Origin of the sequence: uncultured Pseudoflavonifractor sp. (assembly GCF_944387805.1) — a bacterium.
Lineage (GTDB): Bacteria > Bacillota > Clostridia > Oscillospirales > Oscillospiraceae > Pseudoflavonifractor.
This window is the reverse complement of record NZ_CALXGI010000043.1, coordinates 1-21,454: the sequence shown is the minus strand read 5'-3', so window position 1 is coordinate 21,454 and position 21,454 is coordinate 1. Positions and strand designations below refer to the sequence as shown.

Here is a 21,454-nt window from a genome sequence, read left to right as displayed (position 1 = left end):
CGTCCGGAAGCGAGGGATGCGCAGTCCGCGACGGCGACGCGTCACCCCAGCCGGAGCAAGAAGCTGAAGGACTTCCTGAACTGAACACAAAACCCCCGGCGCATGCAGTGCGCCGGGGGTTTTTCTATAAAGACAGTCAGGAGCCTGCCTGCTTCAGCTTGGTGAGGAAGAGCCCGCCGATGATGAGCACCGCGCCCAGCAGGGCGATCCAGGTGATGGGGTCCCCCAGCATGGCGGCGGCTACTGCCATGGTGACCAGAGGCTCCAGATAGATGTAGGTGGTGGCCCGGACAGAGCCCAGCTGCTTGATGGCATAGTTCCACAGCAGGTAGGAGAGGGCAGAACCCAAAATTCCAAGGTAGGCGATAGAGCCCAATACATCCCACCGGACCAGTGCCTCTGTCTGGACTTGGATGCCCTGAAACAACAGGAGGATTACGGAGAAGAGAAGAGCATAGATAAACATCTTCCGCACAGAAGGAATGAGAGAATGGCCAAAGGAGCTGATTTTTTTGCTGACAATGGCGTAGAGACCCCACATTACTGCATTCAGCAGAGCCAAAGTATCTCCGCGGGGATTGAGCTGAAGCACGGCGGTACCGTTGTATACTGTAAGGACAGAACCGGCCACAGCAAGTGCACAGCCGAAATAGAACAGGCCGTGAGGTCGGGGAGCGCGGAGAAGCAGAGGCGCAGCCAAAGCGGTGACGATGGGAGCCAATGCACACAGAACCGATACATTGGAGGCGCTGGTATAGGTCAGGGCGGCGTTCTGGAGGTAGTAGTAGAAGAAAATACCCAGCAGTCCGCCCAGCATGTAATATCCCTCGGTTTTCCAGCCCTGCCAGCCCAGAGGGCGGGGATGAATAATAGTGGTAACAATGATGGCGATGATAATGCGCAGGAACATCAGCGCCGTGGGGCTTACTGCTTTCAGGGCCACTTGAGCCGCTACAAAGGCGCCGCCCCAGATGGTGATGGCGCACAGGGCTGCCAGGTGGCCGGACAGTTCCTGTCTAGGCGAGATCATATGGCAAACCTCCTGTCAGATACCAGCGCTTCAGTGAAGTAAAAAATTAACTCTGTTTTTTCTCTCTGCGGCAGGCGGGAGACTTCTCTTTTGGGAGGAGGGAGAGAGAACGGCCCAGGAGGCCCACCGCCCCATCTCCGGCGGAGGAAAAGAGGTAGCGGTAGACCTGGGCCTTTTTATCCTCATACAGATCCAGCTGCCGGTAGAACTCCTTGTACTCGTTGAAGGTGAGACGCTTGGTCTGGATGGTCTTTCGCAGGGAGGTCTGGGTGCTCACCAGGCTGCCCTCCCGCTTGCGGTAGTAGTACACCGGCTTGGGCACCGCCGCGATCAAGCGGCAGCAGGCGATGTAGTCCAGATTAAACAAAAAATCCTCGCACCAGGCCACGTCGACGGGACACTGAAGGTGGTGGGCTTCCACAATGGCCCGGCGGTAGAGCTTGTTCCACATAACGCCATAGTAGAAATTGGCGGGGGCTTTGACCATATGCTCAGCGTACTCGGTCCGGGTCATAACGCACGCCTCCCGGATGTGGCCCCGGACAGCACACCGCTCTCCGGCTACCCGGTAGAAATGAGCCACCGTCAAGTCGGCGCCGGTGGACTCGGCGGTGTGGAGGAGGATCTCTACCCCGTCGGTAGGCAGCCAGTCATCTCCGTCTACAAACTGCAGATACCGGCCGGAGGCCTGGGACATGCCCAGATTCCGGGCCGCCGACGCGCCGGAGTTGGCCTGCTCCAACAGGCGGAACCGGCTGTCCAAAGCCACATAGAAGCGGCAGATATCTGCGGAGCCGTCGGTGCTGCCGTCGTCCACCAGCAGGACCTCGAAGTCCCGGCAAGTTTGGAACCGAATGCTGGAGAGACATTTCTCTAAGTAGGGCTTTACGTTATAGACCGGAATGACGATGCTGACTGCGGGAGTTTTCATGGAAACACCTCACGGGAAAAGAAAAATGATTGTTCAAATACAGCATTATGGCGGCAGGTCTCCCGCTGTGGAGCCCTGCGTTTTGATGGAGGGTACAAAATCATTATAGCAGTCCGAGACCCGTTCGCCAAGAGCAGCGATTGACAAGCGATCAAAAAGCTGGTATCTTGGGCTGAAACAGAAGTACGAAGGAGGAAAAGGACCATGACGGAAAAGGAAAAGATGCAGAGCGGCCGGCTCTATGCAGCGGATGCAGATCCGGAACTGATTGCCGACCGGGCGGCCTGTAAGGACAAGTGCTGGGCGTATAACCAGATGCGGTACACCGACTGGAACGGCCGGAATGCCCTGCTGCGGGAGCTGCTGGGCAGCACTGGGGAGAGGTTCTGCATTGAGCAGCCCTTCTGGTGTGACTACGGCTATGGGATCTCCATCGGGAAAAACTTCTACATGAACCACGGCTGTGTGATTTTGGATGGCGGCGGAGTTACCTTTGGGGATAATGTGTTCATTGCGCCCCAGTGCGGGTTCCACACTGCGGGACACCCCATCGACGCCGATACCCGCAACAGCGGCCTGGAGTATGCCAAGCCCATTCGTGTGGGAAACAACGTGTGGATCGGCGCCGGAGTGACGGTAACGCCGGGAGTAACCATCGGGGACAATGTGGTCATTGGCGCGGGCAGCCTGGTCAACCGTGACATTCCCTCCGGTGTGGTGGCTGCGGGAAATCCCTGCCGGGTCATCCGCCCCATCACAGAGGAAGATAAGAAAAGAACCGTCTGACAGAGAAAAGATGAGCCGCCGTGCTGTTTTGCGCGGCGGCTCATGACATGGTATCGGAAGCGTATCAAAAATTTTTTAAAATCCTGTTGACAAATTAGAATATTCGAATATAATAATATTAGAAATAATAAATATGAGGTGAGCGACATGACGGACGCAACCGGGCTCTATGAGGAGAAGGCAGCCCTGCTCAAGGCCCTTTCTCATCCGGTACGGCTGCAGATTGTCCGGGGACTTTTGCGATGTGGCTGCCGCAATGTGGGGTGTATGGAGGCCAATGTGGGCCAGTCTCAGTCCTGTATTTCTCAGCATCTTATGCGCCTGAAGGCGGCGGGGATTGTGAAAGCGTCCCGCTCCGGCAACGAGGTCTACTACGAGATTGACGACCGGGCTGGAGTTACGGCAATTATCGCGGCGCTCTTTGGCGACCGGGAGGAGGATTACCGGCATGATATATGATATTGCGGTTGTCGGCGGCGGCCCGGCAGGGCTGTCGGCGGCGGTGCAGGCCAGACAGAGAAACCGAACGGCAGTGATAGTCAGCGGCGATGACCGGGATGGCCCTCTCAGCAAGACCGAGCGGGTGGACAACTACCTGGGAATTCACGGTGTTACCGGGCCGGAGCTGCTGGAGCGATTTAAGACTCATGCCGAAGGCATGGGTGTGGCCCGGGTCACGGGGCGCGCACTGAATATCATGTCCCTGAACGGCACATTCTACATCGGTGTAGGCAGCGAGCTGGTCCAGTCCCGGACAATGGTGCTGGCTCCCGGCGTGGTCCGCCGGGCAAAGTTCCCTGGCGAGGCGGAGCACATGGGAGCAGGTGTCAGCTACTGCGCCACCTGTGATGGCATGCTCTACCGGGGACGCGATGTGGTGGTGGTGGGACGCTCTGCCGAAGCGCCCGAGGAGGCCAACTATCTCCATGGCCTGGGGTGCCGGGTGACCTATACCGCGCCCATCAGGCCGGAGGAGCTCAACGCGGATATTCCCTTTATCAAGGCATCAAAGATTGCAGTCTGTGGGGAGGGAAAAGTGGCCTCTGTCAAAGCGGATGGGCAGGACATTCCATGCGACGGTGTCTTTATTCTCCGGTCCACAGTGGCGCCCACCGACCTGCTCCCTGCACTGGAGCTGAGAGACGGATATATCGCCGTGGATCGGAATATGGCGACCAATATTCCTGGCGTGTTTGCCGCTGGGGACTGCACCGGCCAGCCGCTTCAGATTGCCAAAGCAGTGGGGGAGGGCCAAGTGGCCGGACACCGGGCGGCGGAATATCTGGATCGGGAAGATAACAAGAAAACAAACCAATCCAAATAGAGAATTTACTGAGATGAAAGAAAGGAAGTATTGATTATGGCGACCATTCACTTCAACAAGGAAGGCTTTGAAAAGGCGATCACCTCCGGCGGCATTACCATGGTGGACTTCTGGGCCTCCTGGTGCGGCCCCTGCCGGATGCTGGCCCCTGTGATTGATGACCTGGCCAACAAGTATGAAGGTAAAGCTGTCATTGGTAAGGTCAATGTGGACGACGAGCAGGCGCTGGCCATGCAGTACGGCGTGATGAGCATTCCTACCGTCATTTTCTTCAAGGACGGAAAGGAGCTGGACCGGAAGGTGGGTGTTATGCCTGCCGAGGCTTATACTGCCGTTCTGGATGCCAACGTCTGATAGGGCCAGGACAGCGGGGCGGAGCACTGTGCTCCGCCCCGCTGTCCTTTTAAACGAAAAAATAAAAAATTCTGGTTGACAAATCCAAGGGCAGCCGCTATAATAAACAAGTACTTCCGAAGAAAGCCAAATTGAATATGCGGATGTGCTGGAATTGGTAGACTGGCTAGCTTGAGGTGCTAGTGGCCCACGGCCGTACGGGTTCGAGTCCCGTCATCCGCACCAAGTCGGAGCAAGCTTTGTATCGCTTGCTCCGACTTATTTTATAAGTATAAGTCAGAGCGCGCTCACGCCGCTGCTCCTCCTTTCCAAACCGCAACCGCTATGCTGGGCTCCGGTTTGGCGCTGCCGCTTCGCGGTGTTTTTTGTTTTTCCCTAGAAAATATCGATTTTAACCGTCACTTCCCAAAAGAAAGGCACGCAATAAGCGTGCCTTTCTTTTGGGCTTTTGGCCGCCGAAAGCGGCTCCACTATGACAGCTGTTATTCCTGACCAAATGAAACAAATGCGCGACTCAGTGCCGCTGTTTTTTGAGTTGACTTTGCCTGTTTCACTGGCAGCAGCCGGGTCATACTATGCAGGCTGAGCCCCAGGGTGGAGAGATTGTGAAGCATAGCGGATGTAGCTGGGGCAAGTATTCCAAGCGAACCCAGGGCGATTAGGCCGCCGTTGAAACTGATGACAAAGCGGTAATTTGTCTGGATGCGGCCCATCAGATTCTGGGACAAAATACGGAGTTTTACAAGCTCATACAGGTCATCGGCGGCGATGGTAATGTCCGCGATTTCCCTGGCAATGGCTGCGCCGTCGCTGATGGCTACTCCCACATCCGCTGCCGAAAGGGCAGGAGCGTCATTGATGCCGTCCCCGATCATGATCACAGTGCGCCCCTGCTCACGTTCCTGCTGGACAAAGCGGGCCTTGTCCTCCGGCAGCACCTCTGCCTGAAACGCATCTGCCCCTACCTGGGAGGCAATGGCTGCGGCAGTGCGCTGACTGTCCCCGGTGAGCATGACGATTTTACTCACGCCAAGCTGGCGCAGGGCGCCCACTACCTGAGCTGCTTCAGCCCGCACCGGGTCTGCAATGCAGATCACTGCGGCCAGTACGCCGTCGATGGCCAGATACAGATGGCTGTACTGCCGGGGCAGGGCGTCAAAGGCAGCCTGCTCCTGAGCTGGGATGATACAGCCCTCGTCCTCAAAAACGAAGTGGGCGCTGCCAATGATGACCCGTTCCCCATCTACCGCGCTGGCGATGCCGTGGGCTACAAGATACTCCACCCGGGAGTGGAGTTCCTCATGGTACAGCCCACGGTCTTTTGCTGCCTGCACCACAGCGTTGGCCATGGAATGGGGGAAGTGCTCCTCCAGACAGGCGGCCAGCCGAAGCATATCTGTCTCGTCATGTCCGCCGAAGGGAACCACTTGAACCACTGTGGGGGCAGCGTAAGTCAGCGTGCCGGTCTTGTCAAAAACAATGGTATCCGCCCGCGCAACCGCCTCCAGATACTTTCCACCCTTTACCGTGATGCGGGACTGGCTGGCCTCGCCCATGGCGGACAGCACGGAAAGCGGCATGGATAACTTCAGGGCGCAGGAAAAGTCCACCATCAGCACTGACAGGGCGCGGGTTACATTCCGGGTCAGCAGATAGACCAGGGCGCTGCCTGCCAGGGTATAAGGTACCAGTTTATCTGCCAGACTGGCAGCCCGGCTCTCGGCTGCGGATTTCAACTTTTCCGACTCCTCGATCATGGCCACGATCTTATCATAGCGGCTGCCGCCGGACTGAGCCGTGACGGAGAGGACGCACTCGCCCTCCTCTACCACGGTGCCGGCGTAAATCGGAGACCCAGGCCGCTTGGGCACCGGGATGGATTCTCCGGTGAGAGACGCCTGATTGACCATAACCTCTCCGTCCAGAACCGTGCCGTCCAGAGGAATCATACTGCCCATGCGCACCGCTATCCGATCGCCTGCCTGAACCTGGTGCAGCGGGACCAGAAATTCCCCCTCCTCAGTTTTGCGCCAGACCCGGTCAATATTCAGCGACATACTTCGGGCCAGATCGTCCACCGACTTTTTGTGGGTCCACTCTTCCAGCAGCTCCCCCAGCCCCAGCAGAAACATAACCGATCCGGCGGTGGAGAAATCCCTGCGGAGAATGGACACGCCGATGGACAGCCCATCCAGCACCTCTACATGGAGTTTTCGCCGCAACAGACAGCTAACCGCCCTGAGCAGATAGGGGACCGCCTTCAGAATGGTGCAGGCCGCTCTCAGCGATGTGGGGAAGAGGAGGGATTGGACCGCCTTAAAGACCACCATGCCGACCAGTTTTTCTTCATAGGCCCGGTTCAGAGCCCGGCTGCTGTGGATATGGGACAATTCCGCAAGGGCCCTGTCCTGGTAAGAAAATCCGTGCAAAGAGCGAAGAAGCTCCCTGCGGCCGGCTTTGTATTCGATGATGGCGCAGCGGGTGCGCTCGTGGACTGCGGCCCGCTCCACCTGGGGCAGTGCCTGGAGCCAGTTTTCAAGCAGGTCAGCCTGTTCCAGCGTCATTCGAGGCTGACACATCTGCACCCGGATGCGGCCCCGGCATTCATGTTTGATTTGAAATTTCATAGTTGCCTCCGCTCAAACAGAAAGGCCGCCTCACGGCGGCCTTTCTCCTGTTTTGATTACAGTTCAGCGTGCGCTTTGGCCGCAGTCTCCACCTCGGATGTTTCCTCAGCCTGTTCCCGCTGCTCGTTGATCTCCTTGGCAGAGGCCAGCACATCAGCGGCGTTTTCCTGTACGCTGGTCACCGTCTCCATGACGGAGTCCTTCATGCGCAGTACGGCGGCGGCAGCGTGGGTGTAGGCTTTCTTGGCGTCCCTGCTGGACAGCAGTTTAAAGCCCGCGGAACCAAACAGAACGCCGCCTGCAAACAGAGCCAGTCCCTTATACAGATTCATGGTATCTCACCTCCCTGGTCAGCGATGGCGGTACCCGGTAATAATGGCCATGACCATGCAGACCACAGCACCCCAGGCCCAGAAGCGATGATGTTTCATGTGGGGTTCCTCCTTCTTCGGGCATCAACATCAGGATTTAAATATTATAAAGGATTTGAAGCGGTTTTTTCCTTCGGTTTCGGACAAGAACCAGCTGGAACAGACATTTTTGCCGCTTTCCGATATTGCCCGGGCGTCATTTGATAGCGGGCTTTGAATGCACTCCCGAATTGACTGGTACTGCTGTATCCCACCGCCGCAGCGACCTGGATCACAGACAGGCCTGTCCGGGCCAGCAGCTCTGCTGCCTGCTCCATCCGCCGCCCCAAAAGATACTGATGGAGAGAGGCCCCGTAGATTTGCCGGAAACAGGATTTCAGCGTGGTGCCTGAGATGCGGAACTGCGCTGCCAACTGTGGAATGGTCAGGTGCTCGTCCAGATGCGCCATGAGATAGTTGTGAATTTTCTCAACGACTTGGATTTGATAGGGGTCATAATACCGGGCTTCTATGGAGTGGGAGATATAAGGGATGCCTGCATGCAGCAGATAAAGCAGTTCCAGCATCTTGAGGGAACAATAGTCGCCCTGTAAATGTTCGGGAAGCTGTTCCAGTGTATGGAACAGCGCTTTGCTCCACAAAAGCGCCTCCACGACCTGAGAGCCGTGATGTGGGGGCGGCGGAGCGTCCGCCAATTCAGGGCACAGGGCGGCCAGTGCGGTCCGCAGATTTTTTTCCGTCATCAATATCAGAATGCCCTGAAAGCGTTCAGGAAAAAACCTGCACCGGCATTCGCCGGCCCAGGCGGGGAGGAACAGCACCTGACCGGACCTCACCTCCAGCCTGCGTCTGGAGGACAGCTCCAGGCGCAATCTGCCCTGCCGGCAGAACAGTGCCTCCACCCATCCGGCAGCCGGCAGGGCGGGAAAGGAGGTTTCCGGCGGCATACCATCCAAGCGCAGAACAACGGCGCTGTCCGCAGTTAATTGCCTGCAATTCCATCCGAGCCAGCTCTGGCATATTTCCTGCATAGCATCGCCTCCTGTTCGGGCGCTCCGGGGTTTATTAAGAACCGCTACCGATAGTGCAGACGAAACGCCCTATCCCTGCGGCATGATCTCAGGCGTAATGCAGCGCCCTATTTTCCGAAGGAAAACAGACCTTTCTTTTGATAGGGCCGGGACTGGATCGACAACACCTGATATCCGGTGTCAGCGACGGCTTTCCGCAGGGCGGATTCGTCCAGCGCAGCTTCTGACAGAATGACTGTCTGCCCCTTCGCATGAGAGGATGTAACCTTTTTTACAGGCAGCGTCTTGCGCACTGCACTGTTGATATGGGACTCACACATGGAGCAGGCCATTCCCTCTATTCTGACAATGGTTTCAAACATACGCATCCCTCCAAAAATGATGAAAGTTAATCATCTGATAATCCGCGAGAGCAAAGCTGGATGGCATGATAGTTAGCAGAAACTAACCTACTTTGAAAATACTACATTCTCTGGAATTTTGCAAGTCCTTTTCGAGTAAGAGATTTTAAGAAGGGCAGATGCTTGACAAGGGTAATTTCTGCTGCTATAATATAACAGCGTTATATAACGGTGCTATATGAGAGGTGCGGCAATGTCTCCTGAATCTACCCTTATGCGTATTCATCAAGCAGCCCGAAAAGAATTTCGAGAGCAGGGCTTTCATGGTGCGTCTCTGCGCAGCATCGTCAAGTCCCTGGGCATGACCACTGGTGCTTTTTACGGCTACTACAAAAGCAAAGAAGAGCTCTTTGCCGCACTGGTTGAGGAACACTACCGCTATCTTCTGGGCCGGTTCCGGAAGGCTCAGGATGAATTTGCCTGCCTGCCTTATCATCGCCAGCCGGAAGAACTGGGAGATATCTCCAGCGTATGTATGTTTGACATGCTGCACTATGCCTATGACCATCTGGAGGACTGCCAGCTGCTGCTGTGCAGCGCAGAGGGAACGCGGTTTGCCGGGCTGGTGGATGAGATGGTGCAAATTGAGATAGACGCCACCCACAACTACGTTCAGGTGCTGGAGGCGTTGGGCAGGGCCGTCCCCGACATTGACCTGCGGCTGGAGCACATTCTGATCACCGGGATGTTTCACACATTCTTTGAGCTGATTATCCATGCCATGCCAATAGACGAGGCGGAAAACTATCTGCGGGAAATGCGCGCCTTTTATACTGCTGGATGGATGAAAATTATGGGGCAGTAGAGCCCTATAATTTTTACCCATAAGTTAGCTTTAGCTAACTTATGATATGCGGAGGCCCTCTCCGGGCCGCCTGTATCGTAAAAATCAAAAGAAAAGGGAGGAGTTTCTGTTGAAAAAGCCATCCAATTTACAGCGCCTGCTGGGATATGCAGGCAACCACAGATACCTGACCTATGCGTCCTGGGTACTCTCTGCCGTCAGCGCCCTGCTGGCGCTGACGCCCTACTGGTATATCTGGCAGGTCATCCGGGAGGTGCTGGCGGTGGCTCCGGACTTCAGCCAGGCGCAGAACCTGGTGAGAAACGGCTGGATGGCGGTGCTGTTTGCGGTAATTGCGGTGCTGGTCTATATCGCCGCTCTGATGTGCTCCCACATGGGAGCCTTTCGCATCGCCACGAACCTGCGCCTTGCCGCTATGGAGCACATCGTCAAATTGCCTCTGGGAGCAGCAGAGCGGTTCGGCAGCGGACGGCTGCGAAAGATTGTCAACGAGTCCAGCGCCGCCACCGAGACTTATCTGGCCCACCAGCTTCCCGACCGGGCGGGAGCTATCGCCACCCCCTGCGGCCTGCTGGTGCTGCTCTTCCTATTTGACTGGCGGCTGGGACTTCTGAGCCTGGCGCCGGTGCTGTTGGCCTTTCTCATCATGCTGATGATGACCGGGGCGCGGATGCGGCAGAAGATGACGGAATACCAAAACGCCCTGGATGACATGTCCAACGAGGCGGTGGAGTATGTCCGGGGCATTCCGGTGGTTAAAACGTTTGGCCAGACCATCTTCTCCTTTAAAAAGTTCAAGAACTCCATTGATCGCTATCAGGTATGGGTCATTGCCTACACCAAAGAGCTGCGCCTGCCCATGATGCTCTACACTGCCGCCGTTAACGGGGTGTTTGTATTCCTCATCGCCGGAGCGATCCTTTTGACTCAAAACGGCGTGACAGCGGAGTTTCTGCTGAATTTGATGTTCTATATTATCATCACGCCCATCATCTCTGTGACGCTGACCCGCATTATGTTCCAGAGCGAGAACGCCATGATTGTGGATGACGCCCTTCAGCGGATTGACAGCGTACTGGCTCTCCAGCCACTGACGGAGACCACCCGCCCCCGGCACCCGGCGGACGCCTCGGTGGAGCTCTCTCACATCCATTTCAGCTATGACGGGGCGAACGAGGTGCTGAAAGACATTACGCTGACCATCCCCGCCGGGCAGAGGGTGGCCTTTGTAGGACCTTCCGGCGGCGGTAAGACCACACTGGCCAATATTATCTCCCGCTTCTTTGACCCTCAGAAAGGCAGCGTGAAGATAGGCGGTGTAGATGTGCGGGACATTCCCAAAGGGGAATTGATGAACACCGTGTCCTTTGTGTTCCAAAACAGCCGCCTTATCAAAGCCTCCATTTTGGATAATGTACGCCTGGGCAGGCCGGACGCCACAAGGGAGGAGGTGCTGAATGCCCTTCATAACGCCCAGTGCGGCGACATTCTGGAGAAGCTGCCCCAGGGGCTGGACACAGTAATCGGTACAAAGGGGGTCTACCTCTCCGGCGGAGAACAGCAGCGCATCGCCATTGCCCGGGTTATGCTGAAAGACGCTCCCATCCTGATTTTAGACGAGGCCACCGCCTCCCTGGATGTGGAGAATGAAACGCTGATTCAGACTGCTCTGTCCCGCCTCATCCGGAACAAAACAGTGCTGGTCATCGCCCACCGGATGCGCACCGTGGCTGGAGCGGATAAAATCGTAGTGTTGGACGGCGGGGTCGTGGCAGAGCAGGGAACGCCCGGGAAATTGATGGAAAATAATGGCACCTATGCCCGCATGGTCAAGCTTCAAACGGAGAGCCAGGACTGGACGCTGGCATAATGACAAGACAGCGGCCGGAAAGAAAGAGCGGGAGCGTCATCCACAGCTCAGACCGAAGGCGGCGCTCCTGTTCTGCGAAAGAACATTGAATTGCGAACATCTGCGTGGTAGAATAAAAGTCGATACAACATGGGAAAGAAGTGGTGTCCAATGACAAAACGCAACGAAGTGAGGCTCCATGCAAAGCCAGTGGATTGCGACATTTGCATGGAGTAAGAACCGTCGCATAATCAATATGCTGGCTTTGCTGCTTGACGATCATCTCAAGGAGGAAGCCTGCGTGAAATATATCAATGCCAAAGATCTTCTTCCCGTCGCGCTGGTCAAGGAATTGCAAAGTTATATTCAAGGGGGCTATCTCTATGTCCCCGCCGATCAAGCGCAGAAAAAACGCTGGGGAGAAGCTACGGGGTACCGGCAGGAATTACAGAAACGAAACCGCCAAATTGTAGAGGCGTTTCGGAGTGGAACCTCTATGGAGGAGTTAGCGGAAAAATACTTCCTGTCTGTATCAGCCATTCGGAAAATCATTTATCAGAAATAGCCTGGCAGGAGCTGCAGAAATGCAGCTCCTGCTTTTGTGTTGTATACAGATTGATTCAGTATGGTCCGGTGGATAGAAAAGAGGCCGCGGCGGTAGTAGGATATGAGTCAGGAATATATCCGCAAGAGGGGGAAAAGACCATGTGTACTCGATTTGTCTACCGGGGCGGCGATACTATCACCGGCTTTAATTTTGAGATTGACCTTGCCGTATGGGATCACAAGCTCATAAAAGGAAAAGACTGCTTTTATATCGGCATCCTGCGGCCTGATGGGGTGCGTCACTCCTATCATGGCGTGAACTGCAACGGAAATGTCGGGACCTTGTTATATGTTCATGGAAACCCGGAGGGGACCTATCAGGATTTCAGAGGCTGCATGACAATTGCAGACCTGACAGAACAGTTTGTGCAGGCAAAAATCAGTTTTGACGATGCGCTGCAAATCGTGCAGGAGCGGAAGATCGTCTATGCTCCGGATGCCACCATGCAGGCCATGTTGTCCGACCAGCAGGGGCGTACCCTGATCGTTGAACCGGGTATCGGATGGCGGGAAGATGATGGATGCTGCTCGCTGATGACCAATTACTCTGTCCTTGCGCCGGAAAGCACAATGCCCTTTCTTGTGCCGGGAGATGACCGATACGAAAGGGCGGCTCAACTTCTGAACGCTTACGGAAAGCGGTTTACTGTCACCGATGCGTTTTCTGTACTTCGGGCCGTCCGACAGGAGGGAATATGGGCCACCCGGGTTTCTTTCGTTTATTCAGCAAAGGAACATGCTGTTTACTATGTGGAGAACAGCCATTTTGAGCGGATTGAGAAATACAAATTCCTATAACGTTGAGAGGGAGAAAAGTCCATGAATGCAGAAAAGATTTATCCCCGCGTGAATGACCATGAGACGGTTTATTTGAAAAGCGTTGTTAGAGATCCCAACATCATCGTCGGCGACTTCACCATGTACAACGACTTTGTAAAAGACCCACGGCAGTTTGAGAAGAACAATGTGCTGTACCACTATCCGATCAACCATGACAAACTTATCATCGGGAAATTTTGTTCCGTCGCCTGTGGGGCAAAGTTTTTGTTCACCAGCGCCAACCATACGCAGCGGTCATTGTCTACCTATCCGTTCCCAATCTTTTTTGAGGAATGGGGACTGGATGTCCAGCACATAACGAGGGCATGGGACAACAAAGGCGATATTATCATCGGCAACGATGTGTGGATCGGATATGAGGCGGTCATTCTGTCTGGTGTTACCATTGGAGATGGAGCAATCATCGGTACTCGCGCCGTCGTAACAAAAGATGTGCCGCCATATACGATTGTCGGCGGCGTCCCCGCCAAAACAATCCGAAGACGCTTCCCGGAGGATACTGCCGCCGCCCTGCTGAAAATGAAATGGTGGGACTGGCCCAAAGAAAAAATAAAGCAGCATATTTCGGACATTCAAGCCGGAAGAATTGACCGTTTGCGGCTGTTTTACGGCCTGGAATTGCATAACCGGCGGTAGAAGTGATTTGTAGAGGGGGCGCATATTTCATCCGATTTGGATGGAATATGCACTGCTTTTTGTTGATTTTTGGGGAAATATGTACTGAAAAACTTACAATTCTGCCGGAGACAAGGCGGGACACGAACCTTGACTTTTACTATTTAAAGCGATAAAATAGCAGAAATCGAAGAAATCCATGCATCACTCCGGACGCATGGCCTGGGAGAGAGGGGACGTCCCTATTATGACAATTACGGACTTTCTGGAACGCAATGCCCGTCTGTACCGGGACGAGACGGCGCTGGTAGAGATCAACCCGTCAGAAGAGCGGGATCGGGCCACCACATGGCGGGAGTACAGCCTCATCGAGCGCAACCGTCCCGACGAGCCCTACCGGCGGGAGATGACATGGGGGCAGTTTGACAAGAAGGCCAATCGTTTTGCGAATCTGCTGCTGAGCCGGGGGCTGAAGCGGGGGACCAAGGTGGGCATCCTGCTGATGAACTGCCTGGAGTGGCTGCCTATCTACTTCGGAATCCTGAAGGCGGGCTGCCTGGCGGTGCCGCTGAACTTCCGCTACTCCTCGGATGAGATACAGTACTGCCTGGACCTGGCGGACGTGGAGGCACTGGTGTTCGGCCCAGAGTTTATCGGGCGGCTGGAACCCATTCTTCCTGCCCTGAACCGGGTGCGGCAATGGTTCTATGTAGGGAACCACACCCCTGACTTTGCCGAGAGCTACCGGGAACTGGTGATGTATTGTACCTTTGAAAATCCTCCGGTCCACCTGGAGCTCAGCGACCTGGCGGCCATCTATTTCTCCTCCGGCACCACCGGCTTCCCCAAGGCCATTTTGCATAATCATAAGGCGCTGCTGTCGGCCTGCCTCACCGAACAGCACCACCACGGCCAGACCCATGAGGATGTGTTTCTGTGCATCCCGCCGCTGTATCATACCGGCGCCAAGATGCATTGGTTCGGCTCTCTGGCCACCGGCGGTAAGGCGGTGCTGCTGCGGGGGGTATCTCCCCAGTGGATTCTGCGGACGGTGACAGAGGAAAAGTGCACCATTGTCTGGCTGCTGGTGCCCTGGGCACAGGACATCCTGGACGCCATTGACCAGGGCCAGGTGAATCTGGAAGATTACCTGCTGGACCAGTGGCGGCTCATGCACATCGGCGCCCAGCCGGTGCCTCCCAGTCTGATCCACCGCTGGAAGAAGGTATTCCCGCACCACCTCTACGACACCAACTACGGCCTGAGCGAGTCCATCGGTCCGGGCTGCGTCCACCTGGGGGTGGAGAACATCGGCAAGGTGGGCGCAATCGGCAAGCCGGGCTACCTCTGGCAGGCCAAGGTAGTGGACGAGCAGGGCAGAGAGGTGCCCCAGGGCCAGGTGGGCGAGCTGATTGTCTGCGGCCCCGGCGTGATGCAGTGCTATTACAAGAATCCGGAGGCCACTGCCGAGGTGCTCAAGGGGGACTGGCTGTACACCGGTGACATGGCCGAGGTGGATGCCGACGGCTTCATCTACCTGGTGGACCGAAAGAAAGACGTGGTCATTTCCGGCGGCGAGAATCTGTATCCGGTCCAGATTGAGGCCTTCCTCCGCCGCTTTGAGAAGATCAAGGATGTGGCGGTCATCGGCCTGCCGGACAGCCGCCTGGGAGAGATCGCTGCCGCCATTGTAGAGGTAAAAGACGGCGTCACCTGCACAGAGGAGGAGATCAACGCCTTCTGTCAGGAACTGCCCCGCTACAAGCGGCCGCGCAGGATTATCTTTGACAAAATTCCCCGCAACCCTACCGGCAAAATCGAGAAGCCGGCACTGCGCGAGAAGTACTGCCACGGCCGTCTGGTGGAGGCTCAGATCACCCACTGACCGGCCACACGAAAGCGGCGCTGCCTGTGATTGATATGCTGCTCAGGCAACTCTGCCGTACGCTTTGCGGATAACTGCCGCTGCGGCGGCTGCCGGCTCCGCTGGTCCCTGGAAGGACTGGGAGAAAAACGGGAAAACGCATTGACTTCACTAACGAAAAGTGATAAAGTGATTCTATTCAATATGAGTAGGAACGGAACCAGGTAGAGGCCGTTTCGCCGGAATTTTTCGTCCTCTGCAGGGATTGCAGAGGACGTTTTTTATCTTCCGGCCTGCTGAAAAGGAGAGATGCACCATGAAAACCCTGATGCTTGGCAACGAAGCAGTAGCCCGGGGACTTTACGAGGCGGGCTGCGCCGTTGTCTCCAGCTATCCCGGCACCCCCAGTACCGAGATCACCGAAGCTATCGCCAAGTACCCTGAGGTCTACGCCGAGTGGGCGCCCAACGAGAAGGTGGCCATGGAGACGGCCTTTGGCGCCTCTCTGGCGGGGAAGCGGTCCTTCTGCGGCATGAAGCATGTGGGCCTCAACGTGGCTGCCGACCCTCTGTTTACTATCGCCTACACCGGCGTCAACGCCGGAATGGTCATCTGTGTAGCGGATGACGCGGGTATGCACTCCTCCCAAAACGAGCAGGACTCACGCCACTACGCCAAGGCGGCCAAGCTGCCTATGCTGGAACCCGCCGACTCTGCCGAGGGACTGGCCTTTGCCAAGCTGGCCTATGAGCTGTCCGAGCGGTTTGACACACCGGTGCTGCTGAAGATGTGTACCCGGGTATCCCATTCCCAGAGTGTGGTGGAGACAGGGGAGCGGGTGGAGCCTGCCCCGGTGCCCTACGAGAAAAAGGCATCCAAGTACATCATGATGCCGGGCAACGCCAAGCAGCGCCACCCGGTGGTGGAGCAGCGGACCCGGGACCTGATTGCCTACGCTGAGACCACTTCTCTTAACCGGATAGAAGAGGGGAGCGACCGCAGAATCGGTATCATCACCTCTTCCACCAGCTACCAGTATGTGAAGGAGGTCTGCGGAGACCGGTTCCCGGTGCTCAAGCTGGGTATGATCTGGCCCCTGCCTGAGCAGAAGATCAAGGACTTTGCCGCCACAGTGGATCTGTTGACTGTGGTAGAGGAGCTGGACGGCTTCATTGAGGAGCACTGCCGCAATCTGGGCCTGGCCCTGGCAGGGAAGGACTACTTCTCTCCCGTCGGGGAGCTGAGCCAGAACCTGGTGGCCGAGAAGCTGGGCGTGACGCCTGACGCAGGCAAGGCTCTGGATGAGAACATCCCGGCCCGGCCTCCGGTGATGTGCGCCGGCTGCCCCCACCGTGGACTGTTCTACGTGCTCCACAAGCTCAAGCTCACTGTGTTGGGCGACATCGGCTGCTACACCCTGGGGGCGGTTGCGCCCCTGTCCGCCATTGACTCCACTATCTGCATGGGCGCTTCGGTGTCCGGACTCCACGGCTTCCTGAAGGCCGGCGGGGGAGAGATGGACGGCAAGACCGTGGCGGTCATCGGCGACTCCACCTTCATGCACTCAGGCATCACGGGGCTGGTCAACATCGCCTACAACGAGTCCAATGCCACTGTTATCATCCTGGACAATTCGATTACCGGCATGACCGGTCACCAGCAGAACCCCACCACCGGCTTCAACCTGAAGGGGGACCCCTGCACCAAGATCGACCTGGAGTCCCTGTGCCGTGCGGTGGGCATCCGCCGGGTGCGGGTGGTGGACCCCTACGACCTGAGCCAGTGCGAGACGGCTATCAAGGAGGAGCTGGCCGCGCCCGAGGCGTCGGTGGTCATCTCCCGCCGTCCCTGCGCTCTGCTCAAATACGTCAAGCACAAGCCGCCCCTGACGGTGAATACCTCCAAGTGTGTGGGCTGCAAGGCGTGCATGAAGATTGGCTGCCCCGCCATCTCGGTGCGGGACGGCAAGGCCGGGGTGGACGCAACCCTGTGCGTGGGCTGCGGCGTGTGTGAGCAGCTGTGCAAGTTCGATGCGCTCCAGGCGCCGGAGGAGGTGTGAGTGATGCAGACGAAAAACATTATGATTGTGGGCGTGGGCGGTCAGGGGACCCTGCTGGCCAGCAAGCTGCTGGGCCGTCTGCTGCTGGACCAGGGCTATGATGTGAAGGTCTCCGAGGTCCACGGCATGAGCCAGCGGGGCGGCAGCGTGGTCACCTATGTGCGCTACGGCGGCAAGGTCTATTCCCCCGTCATTGACAAGGGGGAGGCCGACTTCATTGTGTCCTTTGAGCTGCTGGAGGCTGCCCGGTGGATGGAGTTCCTCCGGCCCGACGGGCGCATTATCACCAACACCCAGCAGATCAACCCTATGCCGGTGATCACCGGCGCGGCGGAGTACCCTCGGGACCTGGCAGCCAAGATGGCTGCCGCCGGGGCGAAGGTGGACGCCATGGATGCCCTGGCCCTGGCCGAGCAGGCGGGGAGCAGCAAGGCGGTGAACCTGGTGCTCATGGGGCGGCTGAGCCAGTACTTTGACCTGCCGGAAGAGGCCTGGCAGCAGGCTATTACCCGGAGTGTGCCGGAGAAATTCCTGGAAATGAACCGGATGGCCTTCCATCTGGGCAGAAATTCCTGAGGGACGGGGGCAGAACGCCATGGAACGGTACTATCAGAAGGAGATTGAGTGCGCCAGCCGGGATCAGATCCGTGCCTGGCAGGACGAGCGCCTGGTCAGGCAGGTACACAACGTGTGGGACAATGTGCCCTACTACCGGAAGAAGATGGAGGAGAAAGGGTTGACCCCGGCGGATGTCAAGGGCGTGGATGACCTGCACAAACTGCCCTTTGTCAGCAAAGATGATCTGCGGGAGGCCTATCCCTACGGTCTGGTGGCCCGGCCCCTGCGGGACTGTGTGCGCATCCAGTCCACCTCGGGCACCACCGGCAAACGGGTGGTGGCGTTCTATACCCAGCACGACATCGACCTTTGGGAGGACTGCTGTGCACGGGCCATTGTGGCCGCCGGCGGCACCAATGAGGACGTGTGCCAGGTGTCCTACGGCTACGGCCTGTTTACCGGCGGCCCCGGCCTCAACGGGGGCAGCCACAAGGTGGGCTGTCTGACCATCCCTGCCTCCTCGGGCAACACCGAACGGCAGATCATGTTCATCCGGGATCTGAGCGCCACCATCCTCTGCTGTACTCCCTCCTATGCCGCCTATCTGGGCGAGACCATGAAGGAGATGGGCCTGACCCCTGACCAGATCCCCCTGAAGGCGGGGATTTTTGGTGCTGAGGCCTGGAGCGAGGAGATGCGCCAGGACATCCAGAGGACCCTGGGCATCAAGGCCTACGATATTTACGGTCTCACCGAGCTGTCCGGCCCCGGCGTGGCCTTTGAATGCTCCGCCCAGACCGGCATGCACATCAATGAGGACCACTTCATCGCCGAGATCATCGACCCGAATACCGGAGAGGTGCTCCCGGAGGGAAGCAAGGGTGAGCTGGTGTTCACCTCCATCACCAAGGAGGCGTTTCCGCTCCTGCGCTACCGCACCCGGGACATCTGCGTGCTCCGCCACGAGGACTGCCCCTGCGGCCGCACCCACGTGAAGATGAGCAAGCCCATGGGCCGCAGCGACGACATGCTCATTGTCAAGGGCGTCAACGTGTTTCCGTCCCAGATTGAAACCGTGCTCCTGGGCCAGAGCTTCGCGCCCAACTACCAGATCATCGTGGATCGGGTCAACAATACCGACACCATGGAGGTGCTGGTGGAGATGACGCCTGAGATGTTCTCCGACCAGCTCAGCCAGGTGGCCGAGAAGGAGAAGCAGGTGGTGGCCGCCCTGAAGGCCATGCTGGGCATTTACGCCAAGGTCCGCCTGGTGGCCCCCAAGTCCATCCAGCGCAGCGAAGGCAAGGCAGTCAGGGTCATCGACAAGCGGAAGATTTAAGAGAGGAGCTGGCGCATCATGATCATCCAACAGATTTCCGTGTTTTTGGAGAACCGGGCGGGCCAGCTTGCGGAGATTACCTCCATCCTGGCCGGCGCGGGTATCAACATGCGGGCCCTCCATATTGCCGAGACCGCCGATTACGGCGTGCTGCGCATGATTGTGGACAAGCCCCAGCGGACCGCCGCCCTGCTGCTGGAGCATGGGTTCATCCTGTCCATGACCCCGGTGCTGGCGGTGGTGGTGCCCGATGAGCCGGGGGCCCTGGGGAAGATTCTTACCCTGCTGGCCAGAGAGAATATCGACGTGGAATATGTCTACTCTGTGTTCGGCCGGGTCCAGGGCCAGGCCTGCATGATTTTCCGGGTGGCCGACCTGGACAGGCTGGCCGCTCTGCTCAAGGACAACGGCATGCCGCCCGCCCTCCACGGAGAGCTGGGCATCCAAGACGAACAGAAATGAGGGAACCGCTATGCAGCCCATGAGTAATAAGACCCAGTACTTTACCGATTCGGTCATCCGCCGGATGACCCGCATTGCCATCGCCAGCGACGCCATCAACCTGGCCCAGGGCTTCCCCGACTTTGACCCGCCCAAGCCTCTGCTGGACCGGCTGGCCGAGGTGTCTTACGCCGGCCCCCACCAGTACCCCATCACCATGGGAGCTCCTAACTTCCGCCAGGCTCTGGCCAAAAAGTGCAAGCGGTTTATGGGGAGGGACATCAGCCCGGAGACTGAGATGGTGGTGACCATCGGCTCCACCGAGGCCATGGTGGACTCCATCTTCGCCCTCACCAATCCCGGCGACAAGGTGGTGCTGTTCTCCCCCTACTTTGAGAACTACCATGCCCAGATTCTCTTTGCCGACTGCCAGCCCATCTATGTGCCCCTGGTGCCGCCTCAGTTTAACTTTGACCCCAACGTGCTGGAGGACGCCTTCAAGCAGCACCCCAAGGCCATCATCATCTGCAACCCCTCCAACCCCAGCGGCAAGGTGTTCACCGAGGCAGAGCTGAAGCTCATCGCCGGGCTGTGCGTCAAGTACGATGTGTACGCCATTATGGACGAGGTGTATGAGCACATTGTCTACGCCCCCCACAAGCACCTCTACATGTGCAACATGCCCGGCATGTGGGAGCGGACCATCTCCTGCTCCTCTCTGTCCAAGACCTACTCCATTACCGGGTGGCGCATTGGCTACGCCATTGCCCCCCAGCCCATCATGGATAAAATCAAGCAGTACCACGACTTCAACACCGTGGGCGCGCCCTCCCCGCTGATGGAGGCGGCCATTGCCGGGCTGGAGATGCCGGACAGCTACTATGAGGAGTTCTCCGCCCACTACGCCCACATGAAGCAGCTGTTCACCGACGGCCTGCGGAACATCGGCATCCCCTTCACCGACCCCCAGGGCACCTACTTCGTCCTGGCCGACATCGGTCCCTACCTGAAAAAGGGACAGACCGACGTGGAGTTCTGCGAGGAGATGGCCCGGAAGGTGGGCGTGGCCGCCGTGCCCGGCACCTCCTTCTTTATGGAGGATGTGCGCAACATTGTCCGCCTCCACTTCGCAAAGAAGGACGAGACCCTCAACGAGGCCCTGGACCGGCTGAGCCATATCAGGGAGAAGATGGGCTGAGCGGCCAACTCCTCCCGCGCATATCTCGAGCTGGATGCAGCGCCCGGACACTGTAATCAGTGTCCGGGCGCTTTTGCGGGTGACTGTTATTTTGAGAATGGGAATTTTGCACAAATATTTTATTTTGACTTCCGATATTTATGGTAATATGGTATTATATTCTTGCAAGTACATTTACAGAGTATCCTCCAAGTTTTTCGTGGGTTGAGAAATAGTATAGTTAAATTTTAACTGATTTGTTTATCATAATGGTACCTACAGCCGGGTCTACGGCTGGGAGCCGCTGGTGGAATATGTCAGAGCGCTGGCGGACAAGTACGGCGTCCCCCAGCCAAACTGGTAAATGGGAAGACCTGCTAACAAAAGTCAAGTAGAAATTTCAGGTTTTGGAGGCAGCGAAAAAGGCAACACAAAATCAAGCCGCT

General features: G+C 57.1%; 21 protein-coding genes and 1 tRNA gene. 16 read left to right on the top strand and 6 right to left on the bottom strand.

The features are described 5' to 3' along the window. Window positions 1–136: 136 nt before the first annotated feature. Window positions 137–1,030 carry a DMT family transporter gene (locus Q0K06_RS09990; protein WP_294551814.1) on the bottom strand — a complete coding sequence of 298 codons (894 nt, stop codon included), beginning with the start codon at window positions 1,028–1,030 and terminating at the stop codon, window positions 137–139. A 46-nt stretch (window positions 1,031–1,076) separates the two neighbouring features. Continuing rightward, complete coding sequence (locus Q0K06_RS09985; RefSeq protein ID WP_294551812.1) at window positions 1,077–1,961, bottom strand: glycosyltransferase family 2 protein; 885 nt, start codon at window positions 1,959–1,961, stop codon at window positions 1,077–1,079. Window positions 1,962–2,165: 204 nt separating this feature from the next. Here Q0K06_RS09985 and Q0K06_RS09980 point away from each other — a divergent pair, with 204 nt between their 5' ends. The 5 genes from Q0K06_RS09980 to Q0K06_RS09960 all read left to right on the top strand — a co-directional run bounded on the left by Q0K06_RS09980 (window position 2,166) and on the right by Q0K06_RS09960 (window position 4,650). Continuing rightward, window positions 2,166–2,747, top strand: a complete 582-nt coding sequence (locus Q0K06_RS09980) for a sugar O-acetyltransferase (RefSeq protein WP_294551810.1) — start codon at window positions 2,166–2,168, stop codon at window positions 2,745–2,747. A 147-nt stretch (window positions 2,748–2,894) separates the two neighbouring features. Beyond that, window positions 2,895–3,206, top strand: coding sequence for a metalloregulator ArsR/SmtB family transcription factor (locus Q0K06_RS09975; protein ID WP_294551808.1), 312 nt, complete (start codon window positions 2,895–2,897; stop codon window positions 3,204–3,206). Further along, the gene (locus Q0K06_RS09970; protein WP_294551805.1) at window positions 3,196–4,071 is read left to right on the top strand and encodes an NAD(P)/FAD-dependent oxidoreductase; all 876 of its coding nucleotides are present in this window, start codon (window positions 3,196–3,198) and stop codon (window positions 4,069–4,071) included. The genes Q0K06_RS09975 and Q0K06_RS09970 overlap by 11 nt, the downstream gene beginning before the upstream one ends. A 36-nt stretch (window positions 4,072–4,107) precedes the next feature. After that, the gene (gene trxA, locus Q0K06_RS09965; protein WP_294551804.1) at window positions 4,108–4,425 is read left to right on the top strand and encodes a thioredoxin; all 318 of its coding nucleotides are present in this window, start codon (window positions 4,108–4,110) and stop codon (window positions 4,423–4,425) included. 139 nt (window positions 4,426–4,564) lie between these two features. Continuing rightward, a tRNA-Leu gene (locus Q0K06_RS09960) sits at window positions 4,565–4,650 on the top strand. Between the two features lie 257 nt (window positions 4,651–4,907). Here the strand turns inward: Q0K06_RS09960 and Q0K06_RS09955 are convergent. From Q0K06_RS09955 to Q0K06_RS09940, 4 genes are all read right to left on the bottom strand, one after another. Beyond that, a complete protein-coding gene (locus Q0K06_RS09955) occupies window positions 4,908–7,052 on the bottom strand; it encodes a heavy metal translocating P-type ATPase (RefSeq protein ID WP_294551802.1) in 2,145 nt (714 codons plus the stop codon). Between the two features lie 56 nt (window positions 7,053–7,108). Then, window positions 7,109–7,384 (bottom strand): DUF6110 family protein, encoded by a 276-nt coding sequence (locus tag Q0K06_RS09950; protein WP_294551800.1) that lies wholly within the window; start codon window positions 7,382–7,384, stop codon window positions 7,109–7,111. Between the two features lie 143 nt (window positions 7,385–7,527). After that, entirely contained in the window at window positions 7,528–8,454 is a 927-nt protein-coding gene (locus Q0K06_RS09945) for an AraC family transcriptional regulator (RefSeq protein ID WP_294551798.1), read from the bottom strand. Between the two features lie 107 nt (window positions 8,455–8,561). Then, complete coding sequence (locus tag Q0K06_RS09940) at window positions 8,562–8,816, bottom strand: cation transporter (RefSeq protein WP_294551796.1); 255 nt, start codon at window positions 8,814–8,816, stop codon at window positions 8,562–8,564. 253 nt (window positions 8,817–9,069) lie between these two features. Here Q0K06_RS09940 and Q0K06_RS09935 point away from each other — a divergent pair, with 253 nt between their 5' ends. The 11 genes from Q0K06_RS09935 (at window position 9,070) to Q0K06_RS09885 (ending at window position 21,029) form a co-directional block, all read left to right on the top strand. Then, a complete protein-coding gene (locus Q0K06_RS09935; RefSeq protein ID WP_365925442.1) occupies window positions 9,070–9,660 on the top strand; it encodes a helix-turn-helix domain-containing protein in 591 nt (196 codons plus the stop codon). Between the two features lie 109 nt (window positions 9,661–9,769). Beyond that, window positions 9,770–11,530: an ABC transporter ATP-binding protein gene (locus Q0K06_RS09930; RefSeq protein WP_294551792.1), complete on the top strand. Its 1,761-nt coding sequence runs from the start codon at window positions 9,770–9,772 to the stop codon at window positions 11,528–11,530. A gap of 178 nt (window positions 11,531–11,708) precedes the next feature. Continuing rightward, on the top strand, window positions 11,709–12,074 hold the full coding sequence (locus Q0K06_RS09925) for a CD3324 family protein (RefSeq protein WP_365925438.1): 366 nt from the start codon (window positions 11,709–11,711) through the stop codon (window positions 12,072–12,074). A 140-nt stretch (window positions 12,075–12,214) separates the two neighbouring features. Beyond that, entirely contained in the window at window positions 12,215–12,913 is a 699-nt protein-coding gene (locus Q0K06_RS09920; RefSeq protein ID WP_294551789.1) for a conjugal transfer protein, read from the top strand. A gap of 21 nt (window positions 12,914–12,934) precedes the next feature. Further along, window positions 12,935–13,591 (top strand): CatB-related O-acetyltransferase, encoded by a 657-nt coding sequence (locus Q0K06_RS09915; RefSeq protein ID WP_294551787.1) that lies wholly within the window; start codon window positions 12,935–12,937, stop codon window positions 13,589–13,591. A gap of 226 nt (window positions 13,592–13,817) precedes the next feature. Then, complete coding sequence (locus tag Q0K06_RS09910; RefSeq protein ID WP_294551785.1) at window positions 13,818–15,455, top strand: class I adenylate-forming enzyme family protein; 1,638 nt, start codon at window positions 13,818–13,820, stop codon at window positions 15,453–15,455. A gap of 295 nt (window positions 15,456–15,750) precedes the next feature. Continuing rightward, window positions 15,751–17,493, top strand: coding sequence for an indolepyruvate ferredoxin oxidoreductase subunit alpha (iorA, locus tag Q0K06_RS09905; RefSeq protein WP_294551783.1), 1,743 nt, complete (start codon window positions 15,751–15,753; stop codon window positions 17,491–17,493). Between the two features lie 3 nt (window positions 17,494–17,496). Then, entirely contained in the window at window positions 17,497–18,069 is a 573-nt protein-coding gene (locus tag Q0K06_RS09900; RefSeq protein WP_294551780.1) for an indolepyruvate oxidoreductase subunit beta, read from the top strand. A 19-nt stretch (window positions 18,070–18,088) separates the two neighbouring features. After that, on the top strand, window positions 18,089–19,390 hold the full coding sequence (locus Q0K06_RS09895) for a phenylacetate--CoA ligase (RefSeq protein ID WP_294551778.1): 1,302 nt from the start codon (window positions 18,089–18,091) through the stop codon (window positions 19,388–19,390). Window positions 19,391–19,408: 18 nt separating this feature from the next. Next, window positions 19,409–19,852 (top strand): ACT domain-containing protein, encoded by a 444-nt coding sequence (locus Q0K06_RS09890; RefSeq protein WP_294551771.1) that lies wholly within the window; start codon window positions 19,409–19,411, stop codon window positions 19,850–19,852. Between the two features lie 10 nt (window positions 19,853–19,862). Further along, complete coding sequence (locus Q0K06_RS09885; protein WP_294551766.1) at window positions 19,863–21,029, top strand: aminotransferase class I/II-fold pyridoxal phosphate-dependent enzyme; 1,167 nt, start codon at window positions 19,863–19,865, stop codon at window positions 21,027–21,029. Window positions 21,030–21,454: the final 425 nt, after the last annotated feature.

Bases quoted from the DNA above. Each gene is read 5' to 3' on its own strand.
- Q0K06_RS09990 (WP_294551814.1), bottom strand. From the start codon at position 1,030: ATGATCTCGCCTAGACAGGAACTGTCCGGCCACCTGGCAGCCCTGTGC.
- Q0K06_RS09985 (WP_294551812.1), bottom strand. From the start codon at position 1,961: ATGAAAACTCCCGCAGTCAGCATCGTCATTCCGGTCTATAACGTAAAG.
- Q0K06_RS09980 (WP_294551810.1), top strand. From the start codon at position 2,166: ATGACGGAAAAGGAAAAGATGCAGAGCGGCCGGCTCTATGCAGCGGAT.
- Q0K06_RS09975 (WP_294551808.1), top strand. From the start codon at position 2,895: ATGACGGACGCAACCGGGCTCTATGAGGAGAAGGCAGCCCTGCTCAAG.
- Q0K06_RS09970 (WP_294551805.1), top strand. From the start codon at position 3,196: ATGATATATGATATTGCGGTTGTCGGCGGCGGCCCGGCAGGGCTGTCG.
- trxA (WP_294551804.1), top strand. From the start codon at position 4,108: ATGGCGACCATTCACTTCAACAAGGAAGGCTTTGAAAAGGCGATCACC.
- Q0K06_RS09955 (WP_294551802.1), bottom strand. From the start codon at position 7,052: ATGAAATTTCAAATCAAACATGAATGCCGGGGCCGCATCCGGGTGCAG.
- Q0K06_RS09950 (WP_294551800.1), bottom strand. From the start codon at position 7,384: ATGAATCTGTATAAGGGACTGGCTCTGTTTGCAGGCGGCGTTCTGTTT.
- Q0K06_RS09945 (WP_294551798.1), bottom strand. From the start codon at position 8,454: ATGCAGGAAATATGCCAGAGCTGGCTCGGATGGAATTGCAGGCAATTA.
- Q0K06_RS09940 (WP_294551796.1), bottom strand. From the start codon at position 8,816: ATGTTTGAAACCATTGTCAGAATAGAGGGAATGGCCTGCTCCATGTGT.
- Q0K06_RS09935 (WP_365925442.1), top strand. From the start codon at position 9,070: ATGCGTATTCATCAAGCAGCCCGAAAAGAATTTCGAGAGCAGGGCTTT.
- Q0K06_RS09925 (WP_365925438.1), top strand. From the start codon at position 11,709: ATGCAAAGCCAGTGGATTGCGACATTTGCATGGAGTAAGAACCGTCGC.
- Q0K06_RS09920 (WP_294551789.1), top strand. From the start codon at position 12,215: ATGTGTACTCGATTTGTCTACCGGGGCGGCGATACTATCACCGGCTTT.
- Q0K06_RS09915 (WP_294551787.1), top strand. From the start codon at position 12,935: ATGAATGCAGAAAAGATTTATCCCCGCGTGAATGACCATGAGACGGTT.
- Q0K06_RS09910 (WP_294551785.1), top strand. From the start codon at position 13,818: ATGACAATTACGGACTTTCTGGAACGCAATGCCCGTCTGTACCGGGAC.
- iorA (WP_294551783.1), top strand. From the start codon at position 15,751: ATGAAAACCCTGATGCTTGGCAACGAAGCAGTAGCCCGGGGACTTTAC.
- Q0K06_RS09900 (WP_294551780.1), top strand. From the start codon at position 17,497: ATGCAGACGAAAAACATTATGATTGTGGGCGTGGGCGGTCAGGGGACC.
- Q0K06_RS09895 (WP_294551778.1), top strand. From the start codon at position 18,089: ATGGAACGGTACTATCAGAAGGAGATTGAGTGCGCCAGCCGGGATCAG.
- Q0K06_RS09890 (WP_294551771.1), top strand. From the start codon at position 19,409: ATGATCATCCAACAGATTTCCGTGTTTTTGGAGAACCGGGCGGGCCAG.
- Q0K06_RS09885 (WP_294551766.1), top strand. From the start codon at position 19,863: ATGCAGCCCATGAGTAATAAGACCCAGTACTTTACCGATTCGGTCATC.